The organism is Phenylobacterium sp., from assembly GCF_030645195.1.
Classification (GTDB): domain Bacteria; phylum Pseudomonadota; class Alphaproteobacteria; order Caulobacterales; family Caulobacteraceae; genus Phenylobacterium.
This window is the reverse complement of the sequence record NZ_JAUSLW010000001.1, coordinates 1-18,851: the sequence shown is the minus strand read 5'-3', so window position 1 is coordinate 18,851 and position 18,851 is coordinate 1. Positions and strand designations below refer to the sequence as shown.

14 protein-coding genes are annotated in these 18,851 nt (G+C 69.3%); 7 read left to right on the top strand and 7 right to left on the bottom strand.

Features of this window, described 5'->3' with window-relative positions:
• Window positions 1-436, top strand: a 436-nt coding sequence (locus Q7T09_RS00070) for a sigma-70 family RNA polymerase sigma factor (protein ID WP_304696911.1), incomplete at its 5' end; no start/stop codon positions are given.
• Between the two features lie 44 nt (window positions 437-480).
• On the opposite strand, the gene Q7T09_RS00065 is transcribed toward Q7T09_RS00070, so the two are convergent.
• Window positions 481-1,314, bottom strand: coding sequence for a response regulator (locus tag Q7T09_RS00065; protein ID WP_304696910.1), 834 nt, complete (start codon window positions 1,312-1,314; stop codon window positions 481-483).
• A 114-nt stretch (window positions 1,315-1,428) separates the two neighbouring features.
• The gene (locus tag Q7T09_RS00060; protein WP_304696909.1) at window positions 1,429-2,715 is read right to left on the bottom strand and encodes an adenylosuccinate synthase; all 1,287 of its coding nucleotides are present in this window, start codon (window positions 2,713-2,715) and stop codon (window positions 1,429-1,431) included.
• 217 nt (window positions 2,716-2,932) lie between these two features.
• Between Q7T09_RS00060 and Q7T09_RS00055 the strand changes: the two genes are divergently transcribed.
• From Q7T09_RS00055 to Q7T09_RS00045, 3 genes are all read left to right on the top strand, one after another.
• Complete coding sequence (locus Q7T09_RS00055) at window positions 2,933-3,352, top strand: VOC family protein (RefSeq protein WP_304696908.1); 420 nt, start codon at window positions 2,933-2,935, stop codon at window positions 3,350-3,352.
• Window positions 3,349-4,326 (top strand): threonine/serine dehydratase, encoded by a 978-nt coding sequence (locus tag Q7T09_RS00050; protein ID WP_304696907.1) that lies wholly within the window; start codon window positions 3,349-3,351, stop codon window positions 4,324-4,326. The genes Q7T09_RS00055 and Q7T09_RS00050 overlap by 4 nt, the downstream gene beginning before the upstream one ends.
• Window positions 4,327-4,494: 168 nt before the next feature.
• On the top strand, window positions 4,495-6,504 hold the full coding sequence (locus Q7T09_RS00045) for an ATP-binding protein (protein ID WP_304696906.1): 2,010 nt from the start codon (window positions 4,495-4,497) through the stop codon (window positions 6,502-6,504).
• On the opposite strand, the gene Q7T09_RS00040 is transcribed toward Q7T09_RS00045, so the two are convergent.
• From Q7T09_RS00040 to Q7T09_RS00025, 4 genes are read right to left on the bottom strand one after another with little or no spacing between them, the layout of a single operon-like run.
• The gene (locus Q7T09_RS00040) at window positions 6,501-7,454 is read right to left on the bottom strand and encodes a hypothetical protein (protein ID WP_304696905.1); all 954 of its coding nucleotides are present in this window, start codon (window positions 7,452-7,454) and stop codon (window positions 6,501-6,503) included. The genes Q7T09_RS00045 and Q7T09_RS00040 overlap by 4 nt on opposite strands.
• Before the next feature lie 60 nt (window positions 7,455-7,514).
• Window positions 7,515-10,670 carry an efflux RND transporter permease subunit gene (locus Q7T09_RS00035; protein WP_304696904.1) on the bottom strand — a complete coding sequence of 1,052 codons (3,156 nt, stop codon included), beginning with the start codon at window positions 10,668-10,670 and terminating at the stop codon, window positions 7,515-7,517.
• A complete protein-coding gene (locus Q7T09_RS00030; RefSeq protein WP_304696903.1) occupies window positions 10,667-11,782 on the bottom strand; it encodes an efflux RND transporter periplasmic adaptor subunit in 1,116 nt (371 codons plus the stop codon). The genes Q7T09_RS00035 and Q7T09_RS00030 overlap by 4 nt, the downstream gene beginning before the upstream one ends.
• 2 nt (window positions 11,783-11,784) lie before the next feature.
• Window positions 11,785-13,215: an efflux transporter outer membrane subunit gene (locus Q7T09_RS00025; RefSeq protein ID WP_304696902.1), complete on the bottom strand. Its 1,431-nt coding sequence runs from the start codon at window positions 13,213-13,215 to the stop codon at window positions 11,785-11,787.
• A 304-nt stretch (window positions 13,216-13,519) separates the two neighbouring features.
• Between Q7T09_RS00025 and Q7T09_RS00020 the strand changes: the two genes are divergently transcribed.
• Window positions 13,520-15,175: a M28 family metallopeptidase gene (locus Q7T09_RS00020; RefSeq protein WP_304696901.1), complete on the top strand. Its 1,656-nt coding sequence runs from the start codon at window positions 13,520-13,522 to the stop codon at window positions 15,173-15,175.
• Window positions 15,176-15,188: 13 nt separating this feature from the next.
• On the top strand, window positions 15,189-15,992 hold the full coding sequence (locus Q7T09_RS00015; RefSeq protein ID WP_304696900.1) for a DUF72 domain-containing protein: 804 nt from the start codon (window positions 15,189-15,191) through the stop codon (window positions 15,990-15,992).
• Window positions 15,993-16,208: 216 nt separating this feature from the next.
• Here Q7T09_RS00015 and Q7T09_RS00010 read toward each other — a convergent pair whose 3' ends face one another.
• Window positions 16,209-16,517, bottom strand: coding sequence for an energy transducer TonB (locus Q7T09_RS00010; RefSeq protein ID WP_304696899.1), 309 nt, complete (start codon window positions 16,515-16,517; stop codon window positions 16,209-16,211).
• 234 nt (window positions 16,518-16,751) lie between these two features.
• Between Q7T09_RS00010 and Q7T09_RS00005 the strand changes: the two genes are divergently transcribed.
• The gene (locus tag Q7T09_RS00005; protein WP_304696898.1) at window positions 16,752-18,713 is read left to right on the top strand and encodes a methyl-accepting chemotaxis protein; all 1,962 of its coding nucleotides are present in this window, start codon (window positions 16,752-16,754) and stop codon (window positions 18,711-18,713) included.
• Window positions 18,714-18,851: the final 138 nt, after the last annotated feature.

Here is an 18,851-nt window from a genome sequence, read left to right as displayed (position 1 = left end):
GGACCTGCACCCCGACCAGGTCAGCCTGATCGCCACCAAGCTGGGCGTGCTGGACGAGGAAGTAATCTCGATGAACCGCCGGCTGTCGGGCCCCGACGCCTCGCTGAACGCGCCCATGCGCGCCGACGGCGAGAGCGAGTGGCAGGACTGGCTGGAGGACACCAACGCCGTCAGCCAGGAGACCCAGGTCGCCGAGAGCCAGGAGCACACCCTGCGCATGGGCCTGCTAGGCGAAGCGATGACCGAGCTCACCGACCGCGAGCGTCACATCCTGACCGAGCGCCGGCTGAAGGACGATCCTTCCACCCTGGAGGAGCTGGCCGCCGAATACGGCGTCAGCCGCGAGCGCGTGCGCCAGATCGAGGTGCGCGCCTTCGAAAAGCTGCAGAAGTCGATGAAGGCCGCCGCCGAGGCGCGCAACCTGATCGACGCCTGACACCCTTGGCCTTCTCCCCAACGGGAGGAGGCCGCCTCTCTTTCCTAGATGGCCACGGCGTCGCGAGGCGGCGCCTTGCGGGTCTCGTCCTCGGCCGGCAGGAAGGCCAGAAGCGGCGCGGCCTGGGCCGACACCTCGTGCGGGATCAGCACCCCGCGGTTGGTCGCGACGCGGAGGTAGCGCTGGAAGGCGCCCACGCAGGCGGCGAGCTTGAGGTCCGACACCGCCACGGCCGAGCGCTGCAGCTCGGCCACCTGGGCCTCCATGGAGCGCAGGGCCTGGCGGGGATCGCTCTCGATGGCGGTCAGGGCCGAGCGGAGGATCTTCAGGGCCTGGAGGATGCGCGCGGCGTCCGGCGTCGTCTTGATGTCGGAGCGGCGCTTGAGCTTGCCCTTGTAGTCCCCCGAATTGAACCGCCGACGGTCGGGGCCGATATAGTCCACCGCCTCCACCCAGTCGCGCGGACGCAGGGTGACCGCCTCCAGGCGGCGCAGCAGATCCTTGGCGGTGTAGGGCTTGCGCAGGAACTCGTGCACACCGGCGTCGCGGGCGCCCAGGATGGCGCCGGCCGTGGCGGTGGCGGTGACCATGATGATCGGCGCCTGGCGGCAACTGAAGTCCTCCCTCCGAATCCGGCGGGTGAAGTCGATGCCGTCGACATTGTCCCCCGACAGCTCCACGAAGATCAGCTGCGGATTGACCTGCTCGGCGGCCTGCAGGCCGCGCTTGTTGTTGGGGGCGTTCCAGATCTGGCCCGCGGAAATGTTTCGCACCAGGTCGGCGAGCAGGCGCGCGCTCGCCGGCGCCGGATCGACGATCAGCACCCTCTGCAGCATGGGAACCATGCGCTGGACGAGTTTGTGCTCTTCGTTGAACACTTGGCGGGCCGACTCCCGGGGAAGACTGGCGCCCAATTTGGGGGACGTGGGTAAAGATCACCTTGACGCCGCCGCCCCCCGGCGCGGCCTTCAGCCGCGCCCCAGCGCCCGTCCTCAGTCCTGGAAGGGGTCGCGGACCATGATGGTGTCGTCCCGTTGCGGGCTGGTGGAGACCATGGCCGCTGGCGCCCCGATCAGCTCCTCCACCCGGCGGACATACTTCACCGCATTGGCTGGCAGATCCTTCCAGGAGGTCGCCCCGGCCGTGCTTTCGCTCCAGCCGTCCATCTCCTCGTAGATCGGCTCCAGGGCCGACTGGGCCTTCAGGCCGGCGGGCAGGTAGTCGAAGGTCTTGTCCCCCAGCTTGTAGCCGACGCAGATCTTCAGCTTGGGCAGGCCATCCAGGATGTCGAGCTTGGTGAGCGCGATGCCGTCGATGCCGTTGAGGGCCACCGACTGGCGCACTAGGACGGCGTCGAACCAGCCGCAGCGGCGCGGCCGCCCGGTGACCACGCCGAACTCCTTGCCTACCGTCCCAAGGTGCTGGCCGACCTCGTCGAACAGCTCGGTGGGGAAGGGCCCCTCGCCGACCCGGGTGGTGTAGGCCTTGACGATCCCCAGGACGAAGCCCGGCCCCTTGGGGCCCAGGCCCGACCCGGCCGCGGCCTGGCCCGCCACGGTGTTGGAGGAGGTCACATAGGGATAGGTGCCATGATCGACGTCCAGCAGGGCGCCCTGGGCGCCCTCGAACAGCACCCTCTTGCCCGATTTCACCACCTGGTCCAGCAGGCGCCAGGCCGGCTGGGCGAAGGGCAGAATCTTGGGCGCGATCTCCTCCAGGGCCGCCAGCAGCTGCGCGCCGTCATATTCCGGCAGTCCCAGCCCCCGGCGCAGCGGCGTGTGGTGGGCCAGCAGGCGGTCGATCTTGGCCTCCAGGGCGTCCCGGTCGGCCAGGTCGCCGACCCGGATGGCCCGGCGGCCGACCTTGTCCTCGTAGGCCGGGCCGATGCCGCGGCCGGTGGTGCCGATCTTGTTGACAGCCGCGGCCTCGCGGGCCTGGTCCAGGTCGCGGTGCAGGGGCAGGATCAGGGCGGCGTTGTCGGCCAGGACCAGCAGGTCGGGGGTGATCTTGATCCCCTGGGCGCCGATCTTGGCGATCTCCTCCAGCAGGTGCCAGGGATCGACAACCACGCCGTTGCCGATCACCGAGAGCTTGCCCTGCACCACGCCCGAGGGCAGCAGGGACAGCTTGTAGACCTGGTTGCCCACCACCAGGGTGTGGCCGGCGTTGTGGCCGCCCTGGAAGCGCACGACCACGTCGGCCCGATTGGACAGCCAGTCCACCAGCTTGCCCTTGCCCTCGTCGCCCCACTGGGCCCCGATCACGGTCACATTGGCCATGCAGATACGATCTCCCGGCCTGCCGAGGCGATCCAACCACGCCCTTCGACAGGCTCTCGGCGGGTGGACTTGATCGATTTTAGGAACCCAGACCGGGCCTCGCGGGCGCCAGGGTCGTGTTCGTCGGGTGTAGAGCATCCGGGCGCCCCCGCCGTCAAGTTGGCGGCGGACAAATCGACGCTTCGCAGGGCCGCGCCCTTGGGTCTATGAGGCGATCATGACCCTGCCCCGCTTCCACCTCGCCTTCCCCGTCCGCGACCTGGCCGAGGCCCGCGCCTTCTATGGCGGCCTGCTGGGCTGTCCGGAGGGGCGTTCGAGCCCGGACTGGATCGACTGCGACTTCTACGGCCACCAGATCGTGGCGCATCTTTCTCCGGAGGAGGTGGGCTGTGGCGCGACCAGCGCCGTCGACGGCGAAAACGTACCGGTCCGCCACTTCGGGGCCATCCTGACCCTGCCGCAGTGGGAGGCGATGGCCGCCAGGCTGAAGGCCGCGGGTACGACCTTCGTCATCGAGCCGCAGATCCGCTTCAAGGGCCAGCCTGGGGAGCAGGCGACCCTGTTCTTCCTCGACCCCTCCGGCAATGCGCTGGAGTTCAAGGCCTTCGTAGACGACGCTATGGTGTTCGCCAGGTGAGCGTGACCCTGGCCGATATCCAGGCCGCCGCGGCGCGGCTCGAGGGCCATGCGGTGGAGACGCCGCTGATCGAGAGCCCCGCCCTGAACGACCGCCTGGGTCATCGGGTGTTGATCAAGCCCGAGACCCTGCAGCGGGTCGGCGCCTTCAAGTTCCGCGGCGCCTACAACCGCCTGGTTCAGCTCACCGACGCCCAGAAGGTCTGCGGCGTCGTGGCCTTCTCCTCCGGCAACCACGCCCAGGGCGTGGCGCTCGCCGCGCGCCTGCTGGGGATCCCGGCCCTGATCGTCATGCCGGCCGACGCCCCGGCCGTGAAGGTGGAGGCCACCCGCGGCTACGGCGCGGAAATCCGGCTCTATGACCGCCTCACCGAGGATCGCGTGGCCATCGCCGCGGAGATCGCCGCCCAGCGCGGCGCCGTCGTCGTTCAGGCCTTCGACGACCTGGACATCATCGCTGGCCAGGGCACGGTCGGCCTGGAGATGGTGGCCCAGGCGCTGGCCCTGGGGGTGATCTTCGACGTGGTGATCTGCCCCGTCGGCGGCGGCGGCCTGATGGCGGGGCTGTCGACGGCGGTGAAGGCGCTCTCGCCCACCACGGCTGTCGTCGGGGTCGAGCCCCAGGGCTTCGACGACACCCTGCGCTCCCTGCAGGCCGGGTCGCGCCAGACCCTCAAACCCACCGCCCGCTCCCTGTGCGACGCCCTGGAATCCCCGGCGCCCGGCGAACTCACCTTCCCCGTGCTGCAGCAGACCGTGGCCGACATCGCCGTGGTCAGCGACGCCGAGGTGGCCGCCGCCATGCGCTACGCCTTCTCGACCCTGAAACTGGTGGTGGAGCCCGGCGGGGCGGTGGGCCTTGCCGCCCTGCTGGCCGGCAAGGTCAAGCATCTGGGCGACCACGGCGCGGGCCTGGTGCTGTCGGGCGGCAATGTCGATCCGGCCCTCTTCGCCGAGATCCTGGCCGGGGGCTGAGGCCGCCCCTGGGGCTCCTGTCCCCAATCTGGTGCGGTCTTTTGACCCGCGACCGAAGGCGGCGGTTTAAGGAGTTGTTGACCCATCCACGGTGAGGTTTGTTCCGATGCGCCGCAGCCCGAAGTTGCACGCAGGGACGCGCGGGCTTTCTTGGACCAGGTCGATCAAATGCGCACCGATGCGCGCCCGGTCAGACGGGTCGGCTGGATGGCGCTCTCTACCCGACTCAACGATCTCCCGGCGACCTGGAAACTGGCCCTGGCCTTCGCCGTGGTGCTCAGCGCCATCATCGCCATGGGCGCGGCCCTGGTGATCAACCTCGAAGTCGTGAAGCGGGCCGAGGTGGCCGACATCCGCGCCCACGAGGTCTTCGCCGTCGCCAATGACGCCCGCTCGGCCCTGACGCGGCAGGAGGACTCGCTGCGCGGCTATATCATCTCGGGCGGCCCCTATTATGCGCGGCGCATCGCGACGGTCCATCGCCCGGCCTTCCAGAGGCACATGGCCGAGCTCGAGCGCCTCGGACGCTCCGATCCGTCGCTCAGCGGCAAGGTGGCCCAGGCCCAGGCGGCCTATGAACTCTGGGACGACTGGGCGGTCGCCCGGGCCCTCGAACTGGCCGCCGCCCACGGGACGCGATCCCTGGCCGCGGAGATGGTGGGACCCGCCAACCCCGCCGACGACCTGATCGCCCCGGCCGAGACAGCCCTCGACGCCATACAAGCCGACAGTCGACTGGCCCTGGCGATGAGCGGCGAGCGCAAGGACCATGCGATGCGCGCCATGACCACGGCCCTGGGCCTGGGCGTGCTCTTCGCCGCCTTGATCGCCGCGGTGATGGGCCTGGCGCTGCGCCGAAGCATGGTCCGGCCCATCCTGGGCCTGACCACGGTGATGCGCCGCCTGGCCGCCGGCCACCACGCCATACAGATTCCGGAGATAGCCCGCCGCGACGAGATCGGCGCCATGGCCGAGGCGGTGGTCATATTCCGCGACGCGGCGGTGGAGAAGGCGCGTCTGGAGGCCGAGGCTGAGGTGCGCCGGGAGGAGGCCCAGGCCCTGGCCCTGCAGGCCCAGGCGGCCAACCAGGCCAAGTCGGAATTCCTGGCCACCATGGCCCACGAGCTGCGGACGCCCCTCAATGGCGTCCTGGGCCTGGTGGACGTCATGGGCAGGACCGAGCTGACGGTGGCGCAGAAGGCGCATCTGGCCACCATCGGCGCCTCGGGCCGGGCCCTGGTCAGCGTGGTCAACGACGTCCTGGACATCTCCCGGATCGAGGCCGGGGGCCTGGAGATTCGGCCCGAGCCCTTCGACATGGACCGGCTGACCGACGATCTGACCTCGATCTACGCCGCCCTGGCCGCCGACAAGGAGCTGGCCTTCGAGCTTTCGGTCGACTCCGCCGTCCGGGGCTGGCGCCTCGGAGACGCCGCGCGCCTGCGCCAGATCGCCGGCAACCTGATCTCCAACGGCCTGAAGTTCACGCAGGCCGGTTCGGTGCGCGTCGCCTTCGCCCAGCGGGGCGACCAGGTCGTCCTGGAGGTGATCGACACCGGGATCGGCGTCGCGGCCCACCAGCAGGGCGCCATGTTCGACCGCTTCGTCCAGGCCGACGGCTCCTCGACCCGGCGGTTCGGCGGCGCCGGCCTGGGCCTGGCGATCTGCCGGGAGCTGTCGGACCTGATGGATGGGACCATCGGCTTCACCAGCGAGCTCGGCGTTGGGTCACGCTTCACCCTCCAGGTTCCCCTGCCCGCCTGCGCGCCGCCGGCCGAGATGGACGCCGCGCCGATGGACGAGAAGTTGCGCATCCTGGTGGTGGACGACAACGCCACCAACCGGCTGGTGCTCTGCGCCCTGCTGGACCAGCTCGGCCTGGCCGCCGAATGCGTCGTCAACGGGGCCGAGGCCGTGGCCGCCTGGGAAGCCAATGCCTGGGACGCCATCCTGATGGACATCCACATGCCCGAGATGGACGGCGTGGCCGCCACCTCGAACATCCGTCGGCGGGAGGCGGAGCTTGGCCGCGACAAGACCCCCATCATCGCCGTCACCGCCAGCGTGCAACCCGACGAGACCCGCGGCTACCTGTCGGCGGGGATGGACGACTGCGTGCCCAAGCCCATCGACACCCGGGCCCTGGTGACCGCGCTCCAGGGCGTGCTGGCCGCCTAGGCGGGGTCGGCCGTCCCCGCGGCGAGCTGGCGGTATATGTCGGCGGAGGGGGCGACGGCGAAGATGTAGAAGCCGGCGACGATCACCGAGGCCACGGCCATCAGGCCGACATAGGCGCCGGCGAACTGCGGAACCCAGGTTTCCGCGCCCTGGGCCATCTTCGCGGTCATGGCCTGGGCGATGGCGTCGGCGTGGCCGGACACGCCGATCCCCACGGCCATGGCGATCAGGATCACGATCAGGGCGACCGCCAGCTCGACGGCGATCACGATCGCGATCATGGCCAGTTGGATGCCGAAGATTTTCCAGCCGTGGCCCCGGGTGAGCGCCCAGGACTCGAAGAGCCGGAAGCGTCCGTCGGCGAAGGCCATCGGATAGGCCAGGGACAGGCGGATGGCGCACCAGCCGCACAGGATGACGGCCATCAGGACCAAGCCGAAGGTGACCAGGCCCGTGGCGCTCGAGTCGAGGCCGGCGACCATCCGGACGCCCATGACCAGGATGACGATGACCAGGGTCGCGGCGATCATGGCCACGATCAGCAGGAAGATCGCGGTCAGCGTGGTCAGGAACATCGCGCCCTCCCGCCGGCCCAGGCGCAGATAACCGAAGCCGCGGTCGTCGGGCCGCAGGATCGCCCGATAGACGGCGCCATACATCGCCATCGTGCCCGCGATGCTGAGCGGGAAGGCCAGCAGCTGGTACGGGAGCATGTGGGCCTGCATCTGCGCCATCTCCGGGACCTGGTCGGCCTTGCCGCCGGTCAGGGCCGCCTTCGACGCCGCGTCCAGGGCGGTGAGCACCTCGGGCCAGACCGCCCAATAGGCCAGGAGCTGCGGCAAGACCCCGCTCAGCAGATAGACCACGGCCAGGGACAGCAGCAGCCTTGGCTCGCGCCGCATCAGGTCGAACCCGGAAAACAGCGCCTCGCGGCCCCTAAGTTTGGTCATATCCAGCCCCCTCAACTTCCCCGAGCGGAGCTTAGGCCCGTCCAGGGGGCGTTGAAAAGGCTAGAGCCTGTCCTCCGGCGCGGCGACGGCCGGGGCCTCGCGGGGGGTCACCAGCTTGGCCAGGCGCGGCCGCAGCCACATCTCGAAGTCGTCGACCATCTCGTAGACCACCGGCACCAGGACCAGGGACAGCAGGGTCGAGGTGATCAGCCCGCCGATCACCGCCACGGCCATCGGCTGGCGGAATTCCGCGCCCTTCTCCAGGGCGAAGGCCGTGGGCAGCATGCCCGCGGCCATGGCCATGGTGGTCATGACGATGGGCCGGGCGCGCTCGCGGCAGGCCTCCAGGATGGCGTCGCGCTGGGGCATGCCGTCGCGCTCGCGCTCGATGGCGTATTCCACCAGCAGGATGGAGTTCTTCGCCGCCAGGCCCATCAGCATCAGGAAGCCGATCAAGGAGGGGACCGAGAGCGAGAGGTTGAAGACCAGCAGGCCGAAGAAGGCCCCGCCCACCGCCAGCGGCAGGGCCGAGAGGATCACCACCGGCTTGAAGAAGCTCCGGAACAGCAGGACCAGAACGCCGAAGATCATGGCCACGCCGGCGAACACCGCCATGCCGAAGGAGCCGAACAGTTCCTGCTGGGCCTCCAGCTGGCCGGTCTCGGCCGGGGCGACCCCGGGGGGCAGGTTCTTCATGATCGGCAAGGCCCGGACGCGCTTGTAGGCGTCCCCCAGCTCGGCGCCGTTCAGCTCGGCCTGGATGGTCAGCTGGCGTTTGCGGTTCAGGCGTTCGATCTTGGCCGGGCCGGCCTGGAAGCTGACATCGGCCACGGCGTCCAGGGTCGTGGTCCCGCCGGTGACGGTGGGAATGCGCAGGGATTTGATCCTCTCCAGGTCGCCCCGCGCATTGGCGGGCATGCGGATGCGGATCGGGATGCGGCGCTCGCCGGAGGTCAGCTTGGCCACATTGGCGTCGATGTCGCCGACGGTGGCGACGCGGGCCACCTGGGCGATGGTGTCGACGGAGACCCCCAGGCGGGCGGCCTCGTCGGCGCGGGGACGCACCACCAACTCCGGTCCGATCGGCGGCGCCGAGGCGTGCGGATCGGCGATGATGTCGATGGTCCGCATCTGCTTTTCCAGCTCCAGCGACGCGGCCGTCAGGGCCGCCGCGTCGTCGCTCGCCAGAATCGCCTGCAGGCCGGCGGAGCCCTGGAAGTTCAGGAAGTTGAGACGGGCGTCGGGCACCTCGCGCAGAGCCTGACGGGTCTGGGCCTTCAGCTGGTCGCCCGTGATGCTGCGGTGCTCGTCCAGCAGGACGGTGATCGTGCCGTTGCGGAGGTCGCCGCCGCCGCCGCCGCCGCCGAAGCCCGGCCCACCGCGCGCGGCGGTGGAGCCGACCTGGGCGAAGACGCCGCGCACACCCGGGCGGCCCTCGAAGATCGCCGTGACGCGCTGGGCGACGTCCTCCATGGCCTCGGCCGTGGCGCCGGGCGGACCCTGCACATTGACATAGATGTAGTCGGGATCGCCGGCCGGCTGGAAACCCTGGGGCAGCATGGGCACCAGGGCCAGCGAGCCGACGAACATCACACCGCCCAGGATGCAGGCCACGATGCGGTGGTTCAGCGCCCACTCCAGGGCGTTTCGGTAGAAGCCCTCGAAGGGTTTGCGCGGCTTGGGGTGGGCGGTGGGCTGCAGCAGATAGGCCGCCATCAGCGGAGTCAGGAGCCTGGCCACCACCAGGGAGAACAGCACCGCCACCGAGACGGTGAGGCCGAACTCGCGGAAGAACTGGCCGGCCATGCCCTTCATGAAGCTGACCGGGGTGAACACCACCACGATGGCCATGGTTGTGGCCACCACCGCCAGGCCGATGGCGTCGGCGCCCTCGAGCGCGGCCCGGAACGGCCGCATGCCCTGGGCCACGCGTTTCTCGATGTTCTCGATCTCGACGATGGCGTCGTCCACCAGGATCCCCACCACCAGGGTCAGGGCCAGGAGGGTCACGATGTTCAGGGAGAAGCCGAAGAGCTTCATGAAGAAGAAGGTCGGGATCAGCGAGACCGGCATGGCGAAGGCGGTGATCATGGTCGAGCGCCAGTCGCGCAGGAACAGGAAGACCACCAGGGCCGCCAGGATCATGCCCTCCAGCAGCACGTTCTGGGTGGCGCGGAAACTGGCCCGGGTTTCGTCCACCGAAGAGAAGATGCGGGTGAACTTCACCCCCGGATGGTCTTTCTCCATCTTGGCCAGCGCCTTGACCACCCCGTCATCGACGTCGATGTCGCTGGAGTCGCGGGTCTTCATGACCTGGAAGCCCACCACGGGCTCGCCGTTGAAGCGGGCGAAGCCGCGCACCTCGCTGGAGCCGTCACCGATCTCGGCGACGTCGGTGAGCTTCACATAACGCCCGCCGCCCGTGGGGATGGTGAGGTCGCGCAGGGCGGCCAGGGTGTTGACCGCCCCCAGCACGCGCAGGGTCTGCTCGCGGCCGCCGACGGAGACCCGTCCGCCGGGGGCGTCGAGATCGAAGCCGCGCAGGGCGTTGTTCACCTGGGGCGCGGTGAGGCCCCGGGCCGCCATGCGATCGGGGTCGATGATGATGTTGATTTCGCGGTTCACCCCGCCCACGCGGGAGATCTGGGAGACGCCCTTCGCGGTCTGCAAGGCGCGCGAGATGGTGTCGTCGACGAACCAGGAGAGGTCGGCGTCCGACAGGGCCGGCGCGGCGACCGCGTAGGTCAGGATCGGCTGGCTGTCCATCTCGACCCGCGTGACCGTCGGCTCGTCGATCTCGCGCGGCAGGATGGCGCGGGTCTGGTCCAGGCGGGACCGGACCTCGTCGGTCTTTTTCTGCAGGTCCTCGCCGAGCTCGAACTCCACATTGGTGGAGGAAACCCCAAGGCTGACGGTCGAATAGATGTTCTTGACGTTGGAGATGCCGGCGATGGCGTCCTCCACCGGCCGGGTGATCTGGGTCTCCATCTCGCCGGGCGCCGCCCCCGACTGGGTCACGGTGACCGAGACCGCCGGGAACTGGACGTTGGGATACTGCTTCACCGGCAGCCCGCCGTAGGAAATCATCCCGGCCAGGAGCAGCGCGATGAAAAGCACCGCCACGGGGACGGGGTTGCGGATCGCCCAGGAGGAGATCTGGAAGCTGCCTCCGGAGTCGTGATCTCCGGAGTCGTGATCTTGCGGCGCGTGGCTCATTTCTTGGCGCTCGCGGGCTTGGCGGCCGGGGCCGCGGCGTCGACCGGGCGCACCGCGTCACCGTCCATCAGGAAGGCCGCGGCGTTCAACACGACGCGGGAGCCAGCCGGCGGACCCTTGAGCAGGGACACCAGGCCCGAGCCGCGCGGTCCGGTGGTCACGGACGCCCGCTTCACGCGGTTGTCGGCGCCCACCACCATCACGCTGGCGCCGTCGGCGTCGTAGCGCACGGCGGTCTCCGGCACCGCCAGGCTCTGGCCCATGGCGTCGGCGAACAGGGCCCGGCCATAGCCGCCGGAGCGGATGTCGGCGCGCACCGGCAGGCGGACACGCACCGTCCCGAGCTTGGTCTGGGCGTTCACCTGGGGCGAGACCAGCCGGACATGGCCCTCGGCGCTGGAGCCTGTGGCGAGCACCACGCTGGCGCGCTGGCCGGGGCGGACCCGGGCGAGGTCTTCTTCCGACAGTTCGGCCAGCAGCTCCACCTCGCCGCCCTGGGCGATGCGGAACCAGGGGGTCGCCCCCCCCGCCGAAAGGTCGCCGGGGCGCACGTTGCGTTCCAGCACCAGGCCCGAGACCGGGGCGGTGACGGCCAGCTTGCCGGCTCGGGTGCGGGCGTCCTTGTAGGCCGCGGCCTGGGCGTTGGCGGTGGCCCGCGCGGCGCGGGCCTGGAAGCGGCGCTGGTCGAGCTGTTCCTGGGAGAGCACGCCTTGGCCGTCGAGGCCCTTCACGCGGGCGGCCTGGGCCTCGGCCTGCTCGGCCTGGATGGCGCTCTGGGCGGCGAGCGCCCCCTGCTGCTCCACCTGGGCGGCGATCAGGGCGCCGTCGAGCTGGACCAGGGTCTGTCCGGCCCGGACGTACTGGCCGGCGTCCACCAGCACCCTGGCGACCCGGTAACCGGTGACCTCGGGCAGGACGGCGGCCTCCTCGCGGGGCGTGAGCACGCCCGAGGCGGTGAGCGAGCCGATGATGGCGCGGGGCTCGACCTTGACCACCCGCACGGCGCGGGCGCGCTGGGCGTCGGTCTCCTTGATCGCGGGCTTCTTGCCGCAGGCCGACAGGGACAGGACCGCCATCAGGGCGAGCGTGAGGATTTGGGGCGTTCTCGTCACGTCTAGCGTGCCTCTTGCTTTACGAGCGCCGGGGAGGCGGGCCAGCCGCCTCCGAGCGCCTTGTAGGTCTGGACGGCGCGGCGCAGGGCCTGGACCTGGGCGCTGGTCAGGGCCGACCGGGTCGTGCGCCAGGACTGTTCGGCGCCGAGCGCGGACTGAAGGTCGTCGATACCGGCGGAATAGCGGACGCGGCTGGCCTCGAAGGCCCGCTTGGCGCGAACCTCGCCGTCGGTCAGCAGGTCGACCCGGCGGCGGTCGGACTCCAGCCGGGTGAGCGCGCTGTCGGCCTCGCCATAGGCGGTCTGCACGGCCTTCTCATAGGCGATGACCGCCTGCTCGGTCCGGGCGTCCTGGGCCTTGAGGTCCTGCAGCAGCTTGGGGATCGACAGGATCGGCTGGGTCAGGCCCGCCCCGATGGACCAGTTGCGGGTCGAGGACTCGTAGCCCGGCTGCTCGGTCCTGGAGAGGCCGATCCCCGGGGTCAGGGTGAAGGTCGGGAAGAAGGCGAGCTTGGCGTAGGTCAGGCGGCCAGCCGCCGAGCGGACCCCGGCCTCGGCCTGGCGCACGTCGGGGCGGCGCGCCAGCAGCTGGCCGGGCACCGTGGCCGGGACCGGCGGAATCTCGCCGACGCTGGCGGGGGTGGGAATGCTGGCCAGGGGGTCGATCCCGCGCCCCACCAGCACCAGCAGGGTGCGGCGGGTGGCCTTCAGCTCGGCCTCCAGGCCGGCGGCCTGCCCCTCGGCCTGGGCCAGGTCCCCGGCCACCCGGTCGGCGTCGGCCAAGGAGCCCAGGCCGCGCTCTGCCTTGGTGTTGGCCACCTGCTGCAGGGCGCGCTGAATACGGGCGGTCTCGCGGGCGTCCTGAAGCTGGATGGCCTGGCCGCGGGCCTGGAAATAGGTGTCGGCGATATTGGCCGCGAGGCTGGCGCGCGCGCCCTGATAGCCGGCCTCGGCGGCGTTGGTGTCGCCCCGGGCGGCCTTGGCGACGGCGAAGATCCGCCCGAACAGGTCGACCTCCCAGCTCACGTTCAGGCTGGCGCTGGAGGTGGCGCTCTCCCCGTTGTTGGAGAAGCCGGGGATATTGACCACCGTCCCGGAGGTCTGGGTGGGGTGGGTCTCCTTGGTGGAGCCCGCGGCGTTGCCCTGGGGCAGGAAGGCGATGAGGGCGTTGGAGGAGGTGGCGCGGGCCTCGGTCAGCCGCGCGGCGGCGGAGCGGGAATCCGGCGCCGAGAGAAGGGCCTGTTCGATCAGGTTGGTCAGCACCGGGTCGTTGAACTGGGTCCACCAGCGGTCGAGGGCCGCGGCGTCGATGGACGAGGTTGCGGGCTGGGGCGCCTCGAAGGCGGCGGGCACGGCGATGTCGGGCTTGCGCCCCGAAGCGCATGCGGCAAGCGTCAGACAGGCCAGTCCGGCTACGAATGTGGCGGGGCGCATGATCTCTGTCGTTGTCAGACCGCGAATCGCCGCCGAGTGTATCGGCTTTGGGGAGGCGCGACGCGGTTAGCTGAAGCTTCCTTGATCATAGCAAGCCGACCGGCGGATTGCAGCGGCGTTACAAACAGCCTGCGCCATGGCCGGTGCGGCGCGCGGGTCACACTCATTCCGGGCTGGATCGTTCAAGATTGAACCATTCCAGGCGAAGTTGGGATCGGCGCTTACCTTGCCCCAACGCGCTCTAGCGCGCAGCCTTGAGGCTCGCTAGGGTCGGGGCAAATCTGGTCCTTCCCTGAGTGTATTCATGAAACAATTCCTCCTGGCCGGCGCATGCGCGTGGGCGGTTCTGGCCCTGGGCGTTCCCGCCGGCGCCGCCGAGATCGATCCGGCCAAGATCGCCGACCACGTGAAGGTCCTGGCCTCCGACGCCTTCGAGGGCCGCGGCCCCGCCACCCCCGGCGAGGTGAAGACTGTCCAGTACATGACAGACCAGTTCAAGGCCGCCGGCCTGGCGCCCGGCGGCGACCTGAAGGACGGCAAGCGCGCCTGGACCCAGGACGTTCCCCTGGCCCGCTTCGAGACCAAGGGGCCGGTGGCGGTGAGCGTCACCGCCGGCGGCCAGACTGAAACCTGGGCCCAGGGCGATCAGATCGCCATCCGCGCCGCCCAGACCGGCGTCGACCGGCTGACGGTCAGGAACGCCCCGGTGGTCTTCATCGGCTACGGCGTCAAGGCGCCGGAGCGCAACTGGGACGACTTCAAGGGCGTGGACCTGAAGGGCAAGGTGGCCCTGGTCCTGGTCAACGATCCGGACTTCGAAACCGGCCAGGGTGACTTCGGCGGAAAGGCCATGACCTATTACGGCCGCTGGACCTACAAGTACGAGGAGGCCGCCCGCCAGGGCGCCATCGGTTTCCTGGTCATCCATGAGACCGCCCCGGCCTCCTACGGCTGGGCGACGGTGAAGAACTCCAACACCAACGTCATCTTCGACATCATCCGCGCCGATCCCACCAAGGACCACGCCCCGCTTGAGGGCTGGATCCAGCGCGACAACACCGTGGCCCTGTTCAAGTCGGCGGGCCTGGACTTCGAGGCCCTGAAGAAGCAGGCCCAGACCCGCGACTTCAAGCCGGTGACCCTAACCGGCGTCAGCTTCTCCACCGACTATGCGGTGGACGCCCAGAAGATCGTCTCCAAGAACGTCGTCGGCCTGCTGCCCGGAACCAAGCATCCCGACGAGACGGTGATCTACACGTCGCACTGGGACCACCTCGGAATCGGCCTGCCTGACGCCAAGGGCGACGCCATCTACAACGGCGCCCTCGACAACGCCTCGGGCAGCGCCATGCTGATCGAGATCGGCCGCGCCGCGGCCTCCCAGCCCCGCCCCGAGCGGTCCATGGTCTTCCTGTCGGTCACCGCCGAGGAGAAGGGTCTGCTGGGCTCGGAATACTATGCCGCCAACCCGCTCTATCCGCTCGCCACCACTGTGGGCGACATCAACATGGACGGGGCGGCCACCGCCGGTCCGTCGCGGGACTTCACCACCTCCGGCGACGCGCCCCTGACCCTGCAGGACGACCTGATCGCCATCGCCAAGACCCGGGGCATGACCTACAGCCCCGATCCGCGTCCCGGCGCGGGCAGCTTCTTCCGCTCCGACCACTTCCCCTTCGCCAAGCGCGGCGTGCCGGCCCTGTCCTTCGGCGGCGGCCAGGACCTGGTGAACGGCGGCAAGGAACGCGGCGAGGCCCTGCAGAAGGCCTACACCGCCGACAAGTACCACCAGCCGGCCGACGAATATTCCCCCGACTGGGACCTGACCGGCGCGGCCGACAACGCCGAGATGCTGCTGGAGTTGGGGACCAAGCTCGCCAATTCACGGGAATGGCCGACGTGGAAGGCCGGATCGGAGTTCAAGGCCGAGCGGGACAAGACCGCCGCGGCGCGCAAATAGGAGAGCGGGCGGCATGGCGAAGGCAGGCGTCATCCGCGCCGGCATCGGGGGCTGGACCTTCGAGCCGTGGCGCGGGGTCTTCTATCCCGACGGCCTCAGGCAGGCCGACGAGCTCGCCTACGCCAGCCGCCATCTCACCACGATCGAGATCAACTCCACCTACTATTCGTCCCAGAAGCCCGAGACCTTCGCCAAGTGGAAGGCGGCCACCCCCGACGGCTTCATCTTCTCCCTGAAGGCCTCGCGGTTCTGCACCAACCGCAAGATCCTCGCCCAGTCGGGGGAGTCGATCGGCAAGTTCCTAAACCAGGGGATCGTCGAGCTGGGAGACCGGCTGGGGCCGATCCTCTGGCAGTTCATGCCCACCAAGAGGTTCGAGCCCGCCGACTTCGAGGCCTTTCTCAACCTGCTGCCCAGGACCCACGAGGGCCTGAGGCTGCGGCACGTGGTGGAGGTGCGCAACGCCAGCTTCGTCGATGTCGCCTTCATCGCCATGTGCCGCCATCGCAACGTCGCCATCTGCGTGTCGGAGAACGACCGCTACCCGATGATCCCCGACGTCACCGCCGACTTCGTCTATGCTCGCCTGCTGGACGGCTCCGACGACATCGAGACCGGCTACCCGCCCGAGGGGCTGGACCTCTGGGCCCGGCGGTTTGGCCAGTACGCCCAGGGCCGCTGCCCCGACGACCTGACGCCTGTGGACCGCACCGCCCCGGCCGAGCAGCCGGCAGACGTGTTCAGCTACTTCATCCACGAGGGGAAGGTCCGCGCCCCGGCCGCGGCCATGGCGCTCATCAGCCGCGTGAACGGCTAGATCCCTGTGGGCTTGAGGGCGGGATGAGGAAAAGTGGGAACCCCGCCCGGACCCCGTTCGAACTCGAGGCGATCAGGGCGACCCGCCCAGGTTGCGGCAATCCGCCGCAAGAGGGCCTCGCGAGGCCAGCGACGGCTTGTCGCATGACAAAACACCTCCGGCCCAGGGGGCCGGAGGTGTGATCTGCAAGAATGATGTAATTCTTGGAGCCGCGGTTTAGCCGCCGCCCGGGAAGCGCATCGGGACCTTCACGACCCCGGTCTTCGAACCCATGGGCAGCGCTTCGGCGACGCAGAGCGCGGCCTTGTCGAAGCCCTTGTTCGGCTTGCTGTCCTCCAGCACCTTGCAGCCCGAAAGCTTGCCGGCGTCGGCGGTGCATTCCAGCATGACCATGGCCGCGTCCCGCGTGTTGGCGTTCTTCGTCAGGCAACGGCCCATGCTGTCCTCAAAGCTCCCGGCAGACGCCGAACCGGCGACGGCCAGAGCCAGGGCGCAACCGCCCAAGATCTTGATCATATTTTTCATGCCCCACTCCTTTCTAGATTTGGACAAGTGGAGGTTGAAGCATTCAGGTTAAGAGAGTCTGATCCGGACCATCCGATTTGTGGTTAACTAACAGTAAAGGCTCGGATCATAATTTCGAGTCTCTATGTGGGTGCGACCCGGCAAATCGACCCCCAACTCATTTCGGTGACGTTTGGTTAGCAACCTCCCGGCATGGTGACCGCGTCGCTAACCGTGTTTACGGGGGATTTTAGAGTGAAGCGCCTCAGGCTCGTGGATACGCCGCTGATCATCAAGATCGGCTTCGCACCGGCTTTCGCACTGGTCATGCTGGCCTGTTTGGCCACCGGAGCCATCATCCTGCAACGCGGCCAGGCGGCCGAGTTGCGGCAGGTGGTCCAGGTGGACATGCCCAACAGCCTGCGAATGCAGAAGGTGTCCGAACGGATCACCGCCGTTCACGGCCAGCTCTATTTCCTGCTGACCCACGCCGCGGCGTCCATCGAGGTCGAGAAGATCGAGGCCGACTCCCAGGCCATGCTGGCCGAGATCGACTCCATCAAGAAGGAGGTCGAGACCGCCCGCAAGACGGCCCCCGCCGATCAGAAGAAATCCTATGACGAACTGATCAAGGCGCTGGGCAACACCCGCGACGCCCTGGACGTGATCTGCGCCATGATCACCGCCGACTTTGGTACGGCCGCCGGCTTCGCCGCGCCGTTCGAAGAAGAATACGGCAAGATGAGCACCACCCTCCACAAGATCGTGGAAGCCGGTCAGGCGGTCACCGACAAGAGCGCCGCCGCGAGCGGCGAGCGCGCCAAGACCGCCCAGACCATGACCATGGTCGGCGCCCTGGCCACCCTGCTGATCGCCGGCGCCCTGGCCGTCAGCCTGACCCTCACCCTGCGCCGCGACGTCAAGAAGATCGCCGGCGCCACCGAGGCCCTGTCGCGCGGCGACAACAGCATCAATCTCGACGCCCTGGCCCGCAAGGACGAGCTGGGCGCCATCGTCTCCTCCCTGACCGTCTTCCGCGACAACCAGCTGCACCTGGAGAAACTGCGCCAGGAGAGCGAGACCGCCGAGGCCTCCGCCGAAACCGCCCGCCGCCAGAACGCCGAGGCCGCCGCGGCCATCGCCGAGGAACAGGCCAACGTCGTCACCAACCTGGCCCGCGCCCTGGACGCGCTCGCCTCCGGCGACCTGACCTACCGGGTCGAGACCGAGTTCCCGGGCGACTACCGCAAGCTCCGCGACGACTTCAACGCCGCCGTGGCCAAGCTGGAAGAGGCCATGACCGCCATCGCCGGCGCGACGGCCTCCATCCAGTCGGGCGCTGGCGAGATCAGCCACTCGGCCGACGACCTGTCGCGCCGCACCGAGCACCAGGCCGCGACCCTGGAAGAGACGGCCGCGGCCCTCGACCAGATCACCGCCACCGTCAACAAGACCTCCGAGGGCGCCACCCATGGCCGCGAGGCCACCGCCTCGGCCAAGACCGACGCCGAGCAGTCCGGCGAGATCGTCCGCAAGGCGGTCGTGGCCATGAACTCCATCCAGGAAGGCTCCAACAAGATCAGCCAGATCATCGGCGTGGTCGACGAGATCGCCTTCCAGACCAACCTGCTGGCCCTGAACGCCGGGGTCGAAGCCGCCCGCGCCGGGGAGTCCGGCAAGGGCTTCGCCGTGGTCGCCTCCGAAGTGCGGGCCCTGGCCCAGCGCTCGGCCGAAGCGGCCAAGGAGATCAAGGCGCTCATCTCGGCCTCGACCCAACAGGTCGCCGAGGGCGTGGGTCTGGTGGACGAGACCGGCAAGGCCCTGGAGCGCATCGTGCGCCAGGTCGGCGAGATTTCCAACGTGGTGGGCGAGATCGCCGCCTCGGCCAAGGAAGAGGCGCTTGGCCTCGGCCAGGTGAACACCGCCGTCAACCAGATGGACCAGGTCACCCAGCAAAACGCGGCCATGGTGGAGGAATCCACCGCCGCCAGCCGCGTCCTGGCCGACGAGGCCGAGGAGCTGGCCCGCCTGGTGGGCCGCTTCCGGGTCTCCGGCGGGACTCAAGCCGCCAGCCGAGCGCCCGAACGTCAACACGCCGCCCCGGCGCGTCACGCCCCGGCCCCGCGGTCCCAGGCCCAGTACGCGCCCGCCACTCGCGGGAACACCGCGCTCGCCCAACAGCCCCAGGCCGAGGACGACAGCTGGGAAGAGTTCTAGGTCCTGTTGACGAAGTAGATTCCCAAATCATCTGATCGCTGATTCAAGGCTGCTCTTTGAGGAGAGCGGTTTTGGTTCGTGGCTTGATGTCGGATGATGAGTGGGGGTTCTTCGCACCGTTCGTGATCGAGACCGGTC

Coding starts and splice junctions, on each gene's coding strand:
- Q7T09_RS00020 (WP_304696901.1), top strand. CDS start 13,520: ATGAAACAATTCCTCCTGGCCGGCGCATGCGCGTGGGCGGTTCTGGCC.
- Q7T09_RS00060 (WP_304696909.1), bottom strand. CDS start 2,715: ATGGCCAATGTGACCGTGATCGGGGCCCAGTGGGGCGACGAGGGCAAG.
- Q7T09_RS00010 (WP_304696899.1), bottom strand. CDS start 16,517: ATGAAAAATATGATCAAGATCTTGGGCGGTTGCGCCCTGGCTCTGGCC.
- Q7T09_RS00040 (WP_304696905.1), bottom strand. CDS start 7,454: ATGACCAAACTTAGGGGCCGCGAGGCGCTGTTTTCCGGGTTCGACCTG.
- Q7T09_RS00015 (WP_304696900.1), top strand. CDS start 15,189: ATGGCGAAGGCAGGCGTCATCCGCGCCGGCATCGGGGGCTGGACCTTC.
- Q7T09_RS00025 (WP_304696902.1), bottom strand. CDS start 13,215: ATGCGCCCCGCCACATTCGTAGCCGGACTGGCCTGTCTGACGCTTGCC.
- Q7T09_RS00045 (WP_304696906.1), top strand. CDS start 4,495: ATGCGCACCGATGCGCGCCCGGTCAGACGGGTCGGCTGGATGGCGCTC.
- Q7T09_RS00055 (WP_304696908.1), top strand. CDS start 2,933: ATGACCCTGCCCCGCTTCCACCTCGCCTTCCCCGTCCGCGACCTGGCC.
- Q7T09_RS00035 (WP_304696904.1), bottom strand. CDS start 10,670: ATGAGCCACGCGCCGCAAGATCACGACTCCGGAGATCACGACTCCGGA.